We start from the raw sequence: 11,554 nt of genomic DNA on the forward strand, positions 1-11,554 counted from the left end.
GTGCCTGTTTCGGCTCCCCACCCCCACGGGGTACCAAGCGGAAAGTAGGCTGGACCGCTGCACCGGACCTCGGAGCGCGCACAACCGGTCCAGCCGCCCGGCCCGTCCGGGCGGCGCCCCACCGCCCGGAGGTCCCCGCCGTGCCCCTGCCCCGCCCCCGCCCCCGTCCCCGGATGCTGTTCGCCGCCCTCGCCGCCGTCGCGCTGGCCACCGCCGCACCCGCCCCCGCCCAGGCCGGCGAAGGGCCGGACCACCGGCTCCAGCAGCGGCTCGCCGAACTCGTCGACGCCCCCGGCGGGCCGCCCGGCGCGATCGCCGTGCTGCGCCGCGGCGAGCACACCGAGGTGGTCCGCGCCGGGGTCTCCCGGGTCGGCACCGACCGGCAGCCGGAGCCCACCGACCACATGCGGATCGCCAGCACCGCCAAGGCGTTCAGCGGAGCCGTCGCGCTCGGCCTGGTCGACCGCGGCCTGCTCGGCCTCGACGACACCCTCGCCGAACGGCTCCCCGCCCTACCCGCCGCGTGGGGTGCGGTCACCCTGCGCCAACTGCTCCAGCACACCAGCGGCCTGCCCGACTACACCGAGGCCCCGGCCTTCCTGGAGCTCCTGGCCGCCGACCCGCACCACCACTTCGACTCCCGCTGCCTGCTCGACTTCGTGGCCGACCGGCCGCTGGGGTTCACCCCCGGATCGGCGTACCACTACTCCAACTCCGACAACATCGCCGTCGCGCTGATGGCCGAGGCCGCCACCGGCCGCCCGTACGAGGAACTGCTCCAGGAGATCGTCGACCGGCCGCTCGGCCTGCGTGAGACCACCCTCCCCGACGGCTACCGGCTGCCCCGCCCCTACCTGCACGGCTACGTCGTCGAGCCGCCCGCGGCGCCCGAGGACGTCAGCACCGCGCTCGGCGCCTCCGGGGTCTGGGCCTCCGGCGGCATCGTCTCCACCCCGCTGGACCTCGGCACCTTCATGGGCGCGTACGCCGGCGGGCGGCTGATCGCCCCCGAGGTGCGGCGCGAACAGCTCACCTTCGTCGACGGCGCCTCCGAGCCCGCCGGGCCCGGCCGCAACGAGGCCGGGCTGGCGATCTTCCGCTACACCACCCGCTGCGGCACGGTCTACGGCCACACCGGCAACTTCCCCGGCTACACCCAGCTCGCCGTCGGCACCCCGGACGGCAGCCGCTCGCTCACCTTCTCCGTCACCTCGCAGATCAACAAGACCCTCGACCCCGAGCGGCTGGCCGAACTCCGCGCCGTCCAGGAGGACTTCGTCTGCAGCCTGCTGAGGGGCTGAACCACCGAGCGGGTGGGCCGTCCCGTTGCATAGAGTGGCGCACCGGACGACAACCGCAACCGCCCGGAGGATTCGATGAGCCCCCGCCCCGTGCCGGCCGCCGGCCCGGAGGCCGGACCGGGCCGGGCGCAGCAGCCCCGCACGGCACAGCCCTGGAGCAGACAGCGCCTGCGCAGCAACAACGAGTGGCTGCTGCTGGAGCTGCTGCGCACCGGCGGACCCTCCTCCCGGGCCCAGCTGGCCCGCGACACCGGGCTGTCCAAACCCACCGTGTCGGCCGCGCTGGCCACCCTCGAGCAGGCCGGCCTCGCCCGCGAGGCCGGCCTGCTGGCGCCCGAACGCGGCCGGGTCGCCGTGCTGTACGAACCCGACCCGGCCGCCGGGCACGTGCTGGGCATCGACATCGGCCGGGCCCGGCTGCGGGTCGCGCTCGCCGACCTGGCCGGCCGGATCGTCAGCCGGCAGGACGTCCCCAACCGCGGCCGCACCGCCGACGCCGTCGCCGACGCGGTGGTGGCAGCCGCCCGCACCGCCACCGCCGAGGCCGGCCTCGCCCCCGGCGACGTGGTGCACGCCGCGATCGGCAGCCCGGGCGTCTGGGACGAGACCCAGCAGCGCGTCCAGTACGCGCCGAACCTGCCCGGCTGGGGCCGGCGCGGCCTGTTCGAGCGGATCGAGGCCCGGCTCGCCACCCGGATCAGCGTTCACAACGACGCCAACCTCGCCGCCCTCGGCGAGTACGCCCGCGGCGCCGGCGCCGGCAGCCGACTCTTCGTCTACCTGCTGATCGGTACCGGCCTCGGCATGGGCGTGGTCGCCGACGGCGAACTGCAGCGCGGCGCGCACGGCGCCGCCGGCGAGATCGGCCTGCTCCCGCTGCCCGGCGGCGGCACCCTGGAGGGCGCCGCCGCCGCCGAGTCGGTGGTGCGCACCGCCCGTGAGCTGGGCCTGACCGGGCCGCTGACGGCCAAACAGGTCTTCGCCGCCGCCCGGGCCGGCGATGAGCGGGCCGCCGAGGCCGTCCGCCGGGAGGCCGAACAGCTCGGCTACGCGCTCGCCGTCGTCTCCGCCGTCCTCGACCCGGACCTAGTGGTGCTCGGCGGCGGCCTCGGCCACGGCGCCGACCTGCTGCTCGAACCCGTCGAACAGACCCTGCACCGGCTCGGCCCGCTGCGCCCCCGGGTCGCCGCCAGCCTGCTCGGCGACGAGGCCGTGCTGCAGGGCGCGCTGGCGACCGCTTTGGGCACCGCCCGCGCCGAGGTCTTCGAGCGCCGCACCGCCCACCTCGGCTGATCGCGGCGTCCGCGGGGAAATTCGGGTGCGATGCACCCGGGTGGCTCTGGTAGCTTCCCGGCTCGTGGCGGACAACGGGGCAGGGCTCGGCGGACGGTTCGGAAAGCTGTGGGCGGCGGCGACCACCTCGGCGCTCGGCAGCGGACTCGCCCTGGTGGCGACCCCGCTGCTGGTCGCCGCCAGGACCGACGACCCGCTGCTGGTGTCCGCCGCGGCGGGCGTCGGCTGGCTGCCCTGGCTGCTGTTCGCCCTGCCCGGCGGGGTCCTGGTCGACCGGGTCGACCGCCGGCGGCTGATGGTCGCGGTGGACTGGGTACGGGTCGCCGCCCTCGGCGTGCTGGCCGCCGCGATCGCGGCCGGGCGGGCCGGCATCCCCCTGCTGTACGCCGTGCTGTTCGTGGTCAACACCGGCGAGGTGGTGTTCCGGGCGGCGAGCCAGGCGATGATCCCCGCCGTGGTGCCCAGGGAGCGGCTGGAGCGCGCCAACGGGCTGCTGGCCGGCGGGGTCACGCTGATGCAGCAGATGGTCGCCGGACCGCTCGGCGGCCTGCTGTTCGTGCTGTCCGCCGCCCTGCCGTTCCTCGTCAACGCCGCCACCTACGCCGCCAGCGCCGTGCTGATCGGCCTGGTCGGCGGGGTCTACCGGGCCACCTCGCACCCCGGCCCGCCGGCCGCGCCGGTGCGCCGGTCGGTGGTGGCCGAGATGGCCGAGGGGTTCCGCTGGCTGATGCGGCAGCGGCTGCTGCGCACCATGGCGGTCCTGATCGGCCTGCTGAACGTCACCCTCACCGCGGCCACCGCCGTCCTGGTGCTGCTCGCCTCGCAGCGGCTGCACCTCGGCTCGGTCGGCTACGGCCTGCTGTTCACCTGCATGGCGGTCGGCGGCGTGGTGGGATCGGTGGCCGGCGACCGGGTGGTCGAGCTGGTCACCGCCACCTGGACGGTCCGGGTCGGGCTGCTGGTGGAGGCCGGGCTGCACCTCGCGCTGGCGGCGTCCCGGGACCGGTACCTGATCGGCTTCGCGCTGTTCGCCTTCGGGGTGCACGGCGGGCTGTGGGGCATCGTCGCCAACTCGCTGCGCCAGCGGCTCACCCCGCCGGAGCTGCTGGGCCGGGTCGGCAGCACCAACCTGTTCGTGGTGGCGGGCGGGAACTGCCTGGGGGCGCTGCTCGGCGGGGTCCTGGTCGACGCGTTCGGGCTGACCGCGCCGTACTGGGTGGGCTTCGTGGTCGCGCTGCTGGTCACGGCCGCGACCTGGCGGGTCTTCGACCGGGACACCGTCGCCGCGGCATACGCGGCCCGGCCGGAGCCGGCCGGTGCGGACCCCGCCGGTGCCCCGGTGGCGGCGGGCTGAGCGGGGCCGGGCGCGTTGCCCGGCCCCGGTGCTGACGGCGCGTCCGCCGCGTCAGGCCTCGGCGGGGAGGTACTCCTCCCGGACCTCGACGGGCGCGAACGGCCAGACCCGCTCCACCTTGGACCAGATCAGGAACGCGACGCTGCCGGCCGCGACCCAGACCAGCGACCACTCGATCGGGTGCAGGCCGGGGGCGTTGCGGTCGGCGTAGCCGTAGATGGCCAGCCAGCCGACGGCGGCCAGGATGCTGGGCGCCGGGTAGAGCCACATCCGGTACGGGCGCGGCAGTCCGGGCTGGCGGCGGCGCAGCACGGTGACGGCGAGGATCTGGGCGAAGGCCTGGACGATCACCATGACGGTGGTGAGCAGGCCGATCAGGGTGGCCAGGTCGGTGTGCCGGCCGATCAGGAAGCCGACCGCGGTCATCACCACCATGGCGACCAGGCCGAGGACCGGGAACCGGTGACGGCTGTGCAGCTTCCCGAAGGCGCGGAAGAACACCCGGTCGTTGGCCGCGTCGAAGGGCACCCGGGAGCCGCCGAGCAGGCCGGTGAAGACCGAGGCGAAGGCGGTGACCAGGATCAGCACGGTGACGGTGTCGGCCGCGGCGCTGCCCCAGACCCGCTCCAGCACGGCGGAGGCGACGGACTTGGAGGCCACCGACCCGGGGTCCAGCATCTCGTGCCAGTCGATGACGCCGAGCACGCCGATCTGCAGCAGCAGGTAGATGGCCATGATGCCGGTGATCGAGAGGATGATCGCCCGCGGCAGCACCCGGCCGGGCTGCTTGACCTCGGCGCCCAGGTAGGCGGCGGTGTTGTAGCCGAGGTAGTCGTAGATGCCGATGGTCAGGCCGGCCGCGAAGCCGAGCCAGAACTGGCCGTGGGTCAGGTCGACGGCGTGCGCGGGCCAGGTGAAGGCCTTGGCGGGCGAGAAGTCGCTGTACGAGGCGACGATCACCGCACCGACCGCGACGATCATGACGCCCCACATCACGGTGGTGAGCTTCGCGATGTTCTCCACCCCGCGCCACAGCAGCAGGGCGACCAGGGCGAGGACGGCGAGGCCCACCGCGTCGCCCTCGCCCTGGCCCATGGACGGCCAGAGGTAGCCGAGGTACTGGACGAAGCCGACCACCCCGGTGGACATGATCAGCGGTATGAACAGCATCGCCGTCCAGACGAACAGGAACGGCATCAGCCGCCCGGTCCGGTACTGGAAGGCCTCGCGGAGGTAGACGTAGGAGCCGCCGGAGCCGGGGAGCGAGGCGCCGAGTTCGGCCCACACCAGCCCGTCGACCAGGGCGAGGACCGCGCCGGCGATCCAGCCGATCACGGCCTGCGGGCCGCCGAAGGCCGCGACCATCAGGGGGATCGTGACGAACGGGCCGATGCCGCACATCTGGCTCATGTTGATGGCGGTGGCCTGGAACAGGCCGATCCGTCTGCTGAGCGTCCCGGACATGGGAACTCCGTGGGGGTGAGAGGGGGCGAGTGCACGCGAGGGTCCATAAGTTAAGTTTCCTAACTTGATGAGTCAAGGTCCGGTCCGGGCTATTGACCGGGGGTGCGGGCGGCACTACCTTCGCGGCATGCGTTAGGAAACCTTCCTAACGATGCCCTCGTCCATGCCGGGCTGACGGGCCGCCTGTGGGGGCGGCCCGTCAGCGTTCCTCCAGCGCCGCCCGCAGGCGGGCGGGGGCGACCAGGCCGTAGGCGGCCGTCAGCAGGTCGGCCAGGTGGGGCCAGTCGACCTCGACGTCCAGGTGGACGCCGAGCCAGCCGCGGTGGCCGACGTACGGCGGCCGGAAGAACCGGTCGGGGTCGGCGGCGACCAAGTGCTCCTGCAGGCCCGGGGGAGCGGCCAGCCAGCAGGTGGTGCGGTCGTCGTGGTGGTGGTCGGCGAGGGTGGCGAACATTCGCTTCCCGCCGGCGAACCAGGCGCTCTCGCCGTGGCTGGGCCGCTCCTCGCACTCGGGCAGGGCCAGGCACAGCGCGCGCAGCCGGTCCTGCGGGGTGGCCGGCACGGCCGGTCAGCCGGCCGGCGGCGGGGTCGGGCGCGGCTCGCCGCGGTAGGTGCCGAAGGACCAGTGGTTGCCCTCCGGGTCGCGGGCCGCGAAGTCCCGCGAGCCGTAGTCGGTCACGTGCAGGCCGGTGATGATGTCGGCGCCGGCGGCGGTGGCCCTGGCGTGCACGGCGTCCGGGTCGGCGGTGACCACGTACGCGCCGAAGTGGCCAGGGCGCAGCGGCCACTTGTCGTCCTCGTCCTCGGGGCGGGCGGAGCCGAGCATCAGCCCGCCGCCCTCGGGCCAGGCCAGCTGGGCGTGGTGCACCTGCTCGCCCTCGCCGTAGACGACGACCTCCTCGAAGCCGAACGCGTCCACCAGGAACCGGATCAGCGCCCGGGCGTCGGTGGCTCGCAGCGAGGGCCACACCTGCGGGGCGGGGGGCTGGGGTGCGGGGGTCTGGTCGGTCATGATCGTGTCCCTCCTGGGTCCGTTCCGGCCAGTCTGTCCGCTCCCGGGCCGCGGGGGCTTGGACGTTTGGGAACAAGTCACCCGCCCGGCGGCAGTGCGCCCCGGTGGTGTCGGCGGGCGGCGTCGGCGGGTGGTGTCAGCGGGCGGTGGCGGCGTGCGGGAACGCGGCGCGGGCGGCGGCGGACCGCCGGGCGGGGGCGGGGTCCGCGGGGCGGGCGGGGCCCGCCTCCTCGGCCAGCCATACGCTCGGCGGGCAGCCGGCCAGGGCGCGGAACTCGCGGGCCAGGTGCGCCTGGTCGAAGTAGCCGGTGGCGGCGGCCAGGTCGGCCAGGGCGGTCGCCGGGGCGGCGGCGAGCAGCCGCCGGGCCCGGTCGAAGCGGATCACCCGGGCAGCCTCCTTGGGGCTCAGACCGGTCTCCTGGCGGAAGCGGGCCAGCAGGTGGCGGCGGCTCCAGCCGACCTCGCGGGCGAGTTCGCCGACGGGCAGCGCGCCGCCGGAGGCGGTCAGCAGCCGCCAGGCGCGCCGGACCTCGGGTGCGGGCCCGCGGACCTCCCGGCAGAGCGTGGGCAGCAGGGTGTCCAGGACGGCGAACCGGCCGGGCCAGTCCGGCGCCGCCAGCACGCGTTCGCGCAGCTCGGCGGCGGCCGGCCCGAGCACCTCGCCGGCGGACAGGTCGAGCCGGGCCAGTTCGCCCGCGGGCATGCCCAGCAGCGCGCGGGCGCCGAGCGGGTCGAGGGCCAGCTGGATGCCGGACTGGCTGCCCTGGTGGGTGATCAGGGCGGGCGTGGTGTGCAGGCCGCCGAGCAGGGTGTCGTAGTCGGCGCCGGGCTGCCGGGGGTCGGGGTGGGCGGCGACGGTGAGCGGCTCGTCCAGGGTGAGGATGAAGGTCAGCCAGGGTGAGGGCAGGCCGCGGTGGCGTGCGGGGGCGAGGCCGTACTGCCGGTAGCCGGAGTACCGCGCGACGTACGGCCGCAGCTGTTCGGCGGGCCGGGCCCGTCGTGACTCGTCGACCTCTCCCACTCCTCCAGTATCGCCGTGGCGCGGCCCGCCTGACAGGCCGGGCGGGGACGGGCGCCGGGGATGGGCCGGGCGGTACCCGGGGGGTGTCGGCACCCCTCCGGGGATGTAAGGTAAGCCTTGCCTAAAGAGTGTCGACATGGTGACCGGCCCGGCCGGGAGTCGTCGTCGGCGGTGGTGAGGACAGACCTGGGGGGCCAGTGAGCACCGTTTTGACCGCGCGTCACGGCCGGGCCGGCGCCCGTACCCTGATCGACGCCCTGCCGTCGCTGGAGCGGTTCCGCGGCCGGACCGTGGTGGTCAAGTTCGGCGGCAACGCCATGGTGGACGAGGACCTCAAGGCCGCGTTCGCCCGGGACGTGGTCTTCCTGCGCTACGCCGGACTGCACCCGGTCGTGGTGCACGGCGGCGGCCCGCAGATCAGCGCGATGCTCGACCGGCTCGGCCTGGAGTCGTCCTTCACCGCCGGGCTGCGGGTCACCACGCCGCAGACCATGGACGTGGTGCGGATGGTGCTGGCGGGCCAGGTCCAGCGCGAGCTGGTCGGGCTGCTCAACGGGCACGGGCCGTTCGCGGTCGGCATGACCGGCGAGGACGCCCACACCATGACCGCGGTCAAGCGGTACGCGCAGGTGGGCGGCGGGCGGGTCGACATCGGCCTGGTCGGCGACATCACCGACATCGAGGCGGGCGCGGTGAAGGCGCTGATCGGCGACGGCCGGATCCCGGTCGTCTCGCCGATCGCGCGCGGCGCCGACGGCCACGTCTACAACGTCAACGCGGACACCGCGGCCGCCGCGCTGGCGGTCGCGCTCGGCGCCGACCTGCTGGTGGTGCTCACCGACGTCGACGGCCTCTACCGCGACTGGCCGGCCTCCGGCGAGGTGATCGAGCGGCTCGCCGCCGCCGAACTCGAGGCGCTGCTGCCCGGCCTGGCGAGCGGCATGCTCCCCAAGATGGAGGGCTGCCTGCGGGCCGTGCGCTCGGGGGTGGGCGCCGCGCGGGTGCTGGACGGCCGGGTGCGGCACGGCCTGCTGCGGGCCTTCACCGGCTCCGGCTCGGGCACCGAGATCGTCCCGGACGGCGTGCGGCAGCCGGTCGGGGCGGGGACGGCACCGTCCGGCGCCCCGGACTGACGGTCCGACAAGTGTGCTGGTCACGGCGGTACGGGCGGTGGGCCGCGAACTTGACACCCGCGCCCGAGTAAGGGAAGTTAGGCAAGCCTTACCTAATCATCGGGCGAGGCGGGCCGGGTCCACGGACTCCACCGGAACGGTGCGGGGCGAGACCCCGTCAGCAGGCAGTCAACGGAAGGACGAGCATGTCGGGATCGCGCGAGATCGGCGCACGGACCGGGAGCGACAGCGCCGACGACCTGGTCGGAATAGGCTTCGGCCCCTCCAACCTCGCCCTGGCCATCGCGATCGCCGACCACAACCGTCGCGACCCGGACCGGCCCCTGCGGGCCGGCTTCCTGGAGCAGCAGGCGGCCTTCGGCTGGCACCGCGGCATGCTGCTGGAGGGAGCGACCATGCAGGTCTCCTTCCTCAAGGACCTGGTCACCATGCGCGACCCCAGCAGCCCGTTCTCCTTCCTGGTCTACCTCCAGCAGCGCGGCCGGCTGGCGGACTTCATCAACCAGAAGTCCTTCTTCCCGACCCGGATCGAGTTCCACGACTACTTCGAGTGGTGCGCGGCCGAGTTCGCCGCCGAGGTCGCCTACGGGCGGCGCGCCACCGAGATCCGCCCGGTGGTGGCCGACGGCCGCATCGAGGCCGTCGACGTGGTCTCCCGCGCCACCGAGGGCCCCGCCGCCGAGCAGGTCCGCCGCACCCGCAACCTGGCGGTCGGCACCGGCCTGACGCCGCGTCTGCCGGAGGGCGTCGAGCTCGGCGAGCGCGTCTGGCACACCCGCGACCTGCTGTTCAAGGCCCCCGCGCTGATGGAGCGCCGGAACCGACGGTTCACCGTGGTCGGCGCCGGCCAGTCGGCCGCCGAGGCCGTCGAGTACCTGCACCGCACCTTCCCGGACGCCGAGGTCTGCGCCGTCTTCTCCCGCTACGGCTACAGCCCGGCGGACGACAGCCCCTTCGCCAACCGGATCTTCGACCCGTCCGCCGTCGACCACTTCTTCGACGCCCCCGAGCCGGTCAAGCGCGACCTGCTCGACTACCACGGCAACACCAACTACTCGGTGGTGGACGGCGACCTGATCGAGCAGCTGTACCGCACCGTCTACCAGGAGAAGGTCCAGGGCCACGAGCGCCTGCGGATCCTCAACACCACCCGCCTCACCGGTGTGCAGCACGGCCCCGACGGCGCCCGCGCGATGATCCGCTCGCTCACCACCGGCGAGGAGTTCGCCCTCGACTCCGACGCCGTGGTGCTCGCCACCGGCTACCGCCCGGTCGACCCCCGCCCGCTGCTCGGCGAGTTCGCCCGGCACTGCCTCACCGACGGGCAGGGCCGGCTCCGGGTCGACCGCGACCACCGGATCCTGACGGCCGACCACGTCGACGTCGGCATCTACCTCCAGGGCGGCACCGAGCACACCCACGGCATCACCTCCTCGCTGCTGTCCACCCTGGCCGTGCGCTCCGGCGAGATCTGCGACTCGCTGCTGCTGCGCCGCACCGCCGCCGAGCTGCGCGGCGACCTCGGCGCCCAGGTCGGCGCCGGCGCGGTCTGAGCCCCGCTCACCCCGCCGCCCCGACCGCCCGCCCGACGAACGGACACCACGATGACCTCCGCCCCGACCGGCCTCGACCCCGACAGCCTGCGCGCCGACCTCGCCGACCTGCTCGACGATCCCGCCGAGGAGATCGGCGACGACGACGACCTGCGCGACCTCGGCCTGGACTCGATCCGGCTGATGAGCCTGGTCACGCTCTGGCGCTCGCGCGGCGCCCGGGTCGAGTTCGCCGACCTGGCCGAGACCACGCCGACGGTGCGCGCCTGGTCCGCGTACCTCACCCGCCCCGCCTCCGCCTGACCCCGCCCGGCCCCCCGGCACCTGCTGGCGCGCCGCCCCGGGCCCGTCGGGCCGGCGCGCCCCGCACGACCCCCTCACTAGGAGAACCATGAAGACCCCCGCGCTGCTCATGACCTCGGCCGCCCACCGCCGCAGACTCGCCGCCGCCGGCGCCGCCGCTGCGATGTTCGCCCTGGCCGCCTGCTCCTCCACGGGCGGTGACAGCAAGGACGCGGCGCCGGCGGGCAGCGGCGCCCCCTCGGCCGCGGCGGCGGGCCCCAAGGTCATCGAGGCCACCAACGGCAAGGTCACCGTCCCGGCCGGGGTCAAGCGGATCGTCTCCGTCTCCTACGCCACCGGCGCGCTGCTCGACCTCGGCGTGCAGCCGGTCGGCACCAGCACCATCGACGAGAGCAACCCGATGGAGCTGCTGCCCTCGCAGAAGGAGGCCGCCGCCAAGATCGAGCCGATCGGCTCCGGCATCGAGATCAACATCGAGAAGGTCGCCTCGCTCAAGCCCGACCTGATCGTGGTCGAGGGCGCCACCGCGTTCGACTGGGGCATCAAGAAGCTCGAAGGCATCGCCCCCACCCTCTACTTCGGCGTGGACCACCCGGTCGACCTGTACAACGCGCAGGAGAAGATCGCCACCGCCGTCGGCAAGGACGCCGAGTTCGCCAAGCTCAAGTCGGGCTACGCGGCCAAGGCCGCGAAGATCAAGACGGACTACGCGGCCAAGCTCAACAGCCTGAAGTGGACCATCGCCTCGTCCTACGGCGGCGGCGAGTACCTGATCGACACCAGCAGCTCCTGGGTCGGCCGGGTGCTGACCGACGTCGGCGCGCAGTTCTCCGACGCGGCCAAGGACGGCACCGAGCACGAGGTCACGCTCTCCACCGAGAAGCTCGACGCGCTCGGCGACGCCGACATCATCCTGGTCCCCAGGACGGCCGCCACCGGCGAGGTCCCCGCGGACACCAAGGACCTGGAGAAGCAGCCCGCCTGGCAGCAGCTCAAGGCCGTCAAGGCCAACAAGGTCGTCCCGGTGACCTACGCCACCACCGACCGCTACGGCACCTCGATCGACCTGCTCAACCAGATCGAGACCATCCTCAAGGCCCAGTAACGGCCCCGGGTCCCG

11 protein-coding genes are annotated in these 11,554 nt (G+C 74.3%); 7 read left to right on the forward strand and 4 right to left on the reverse strand.

Annotated features, from left to right (window positions below):
• Positions 1–173 precede the first annotated feature (173 nt).
• From AB0D08_RS31580 to AB0D08_RS31590, 3 genes are all read left to right on the forward strand, one after another.
• The gene (locus tag AB0D08_RS31580; RefSeq protein ID WP_082526189.1) at positions 174–1,301 is read left to right on the forward strand and encodes a serine hydrolase domain-containing protein; all 1,128 of its coding nucleotides are present in this window, start codon (positions 174–176) and stop codon (positions 1,299–1,301) included.
• Between the two features lie 75 nt (positions 1,302–1,376).
• Complete coding sequence (locus AB0D08_RS31585) at positions 1,377–2,594, forward strand: ROK family protein (RefSeq protein WP_051811643.1); 1,218 nt, start codon at positions 1,377–1,379, stop codon at positions 2,592–2,594.
• A gap of 64 nt (positions 2,595–2,658) precedes the next feature.
• On the forward strand, positions 2,659–3,948 hold the full coding sequence (locus AB0D08_RS31590; RefSeq protein WP_359893657.1) for an MFS transporter: 1,290 nt from the start codon (positions 2,659–2,661) through the stop codon (positions 3,946–3,948).
• Positions 3,949–3,999: 51 nt separating this feature from the next.
• Here AB0D08_RS31590 and AB0D08_RS31595 read toward each other — a convergent pair whose 3' ends face one another.
• The 4 genes from AB0D08_RS31595 to AB0D08_RS31610 form a co-directional block, all read right to left on the reverse strand.
• Positions 4,000–5,412, reverse strand: coding sequence for an APC family permease (locus AB0D08_RS31595; RefSeq protein ID WP_033818011.1), 1,413 nt, complete (start codon positions 5,410–5,412; stop codon positions 4,000–4,002).
• Between the two features lie 199 nt (positions 5,413–5,611).
• Positions 5,612–5,974, reverse strand: a complete 363-nt coding sequence (locus AB0D08_RS31600) for an MmcQ/YjbR family DNA-binding protein (protein ID WP_359893659.1) — start codon at positions 5,972–5,974, stop codon at positions 5,612–5,614.
• Positions 5,975–5,980: 6 nt separating this feature from the next.
• The gene (locus AB0D08_RS31605) at positions 5,981–6,424 is read right to left on the reverse strand and encodes a VOC family protein (RefSeq protein ID WP_359893661.1); all 444 of its coding nucleotides are present in this window, start codon (positions 6,422–6,424) and stop codon (positions 5,981–5,983) included.
• A 136-nt stretch (positions 6,425–6,560) separates the two neighbouring features.
• Positions 6,561–7,445 (reverse strand): helix-turn-helix domain-containing protein, encoded by an 885-nt coding sequence (locus AB0D08_RS31610; protein WP_359893663.1) that lies wholly within the window; start codon positions 7,443–7,445, stop codon positions 6,561–6,563.
• 209 nt (positions 7,446–7,654) lie between these two features.
• On the opposite strand from AB0D08_RS31610, the gene argB reads away from it, so the two are divergent.
• The 4 genes from argB (at position 7,655) to AB0D08_RS31630 (ending at position 11,539) form a co-directional block, all read left to right on the forward strand.
• Entirely contained in the window at positions 7,655–8,578 is a 924-nt protein-coding gene (argB, locus tag AB0D08_RS31615; protein ID WP_359893665.1) for an acetylglutamate kinase, read from the forward strand.
• A 185-nt stretch (positions 8,579–8,763) separates the two neighbouring features.
• Complete coding sequence (locus AB0D08_RS31620; protein ID WP_359893666.1) at positions 8,764–10,131, forward strand: lysine N(6)-hydroxylase/L-ornithine N(5)-oxygenase family protein; 1,368 nt, start codon at positions 8,764–8,766, stop codon at positions 10,129–10,131.
• Positions 10,132–10,182: 51 nt separating this feature from the next.
• Positions 10,183–10,434, forward strand: coding sequence for a phosphopantetheine-binding protein (locus tag AB0D08_RS31625; RefSeq protein WP_033823855.1), 252 nt, complete (start codon positions 10,183–10,185; stop codon positions 10,432–10,434).
• 88 nt (positions 10,435–10,522) lie between these two features.
• Positions 10,523–11,539, forward strand: coding sequence for an ABC transporter substrate-binding protein (locus AB0D08_RS31630; protein ID WP_359893669.1), 1,017 nt, complete (start codon positions 10,523–10,525; stop codon positions 11,537–11,539).
• Positions 11,540–11,554 lie beyond the last annotated feature (15 nt).

The organism is Kitasatospora sp. NPDC048540, assembly GCF_040651175.1.
In the GTDB taxonomy this organism is placed as follows: Bacteria; Actinomycetota; Actinomycetes; order Streptomycetales; family Streptomycetaceae; genus Kitasatospora.

Excerpts from the sequence above, each read along its gene's own strand:
- AB0D08_RS31630 (WP_359893669.1), top strand. The coding sequence starts at position 10,523 with ATGAAGACCCCCGCGCTGCTCATGACCTCGGCCGCCCACCGCCGCAGA.
- AB0D08_RS31595 (WP_033818011.1), bottom strand. The coding sequence starts at position 5,412 with ATGTCCGGGACGCTCAGCAGACGGATCGGCCTGTTCCAGGCCACCGCC.
- AB0D08_RS31585 (WP_051811643.1), top strand. The coding sequence starts at position 1,377 with ATGAGCCCCCGCCCCGTGCCGGCCGCCGGCCCGGAGGCCGGACCGGGC.
- AB0D08_RS31625 (WP_033823855.1), top strand. The coding sequence starts at position 10,183 with ATGACCTCCGCCCCGACCGGCCTCGACCCCGACAGCCTGCGCGCCGAC.
- AB0D08_RS31605 (WP_359893661.1), bottom strand. The coding sequence starts at position 6,424 with ATGACCGACCAGACCCCCGCACCCCAGCCCCCCGCCCCGCAGGTGTGG.
- AB0D08_RS31620 (WP_359893666.1), top strand. The coding sequence starts at position 8,764 with ATGTCGGGATCGCGCGAGATCGGCGCACGGACCGGGAGCGACAGCGCC.
- AB0D08_RS31580 (WP_082526189.1), top strand. The coding sequence starts at position 174 with ATGCTGTTCGCCGCCCTCGCCGCCGTCGCGCTGGCCACCGCCGCACCC.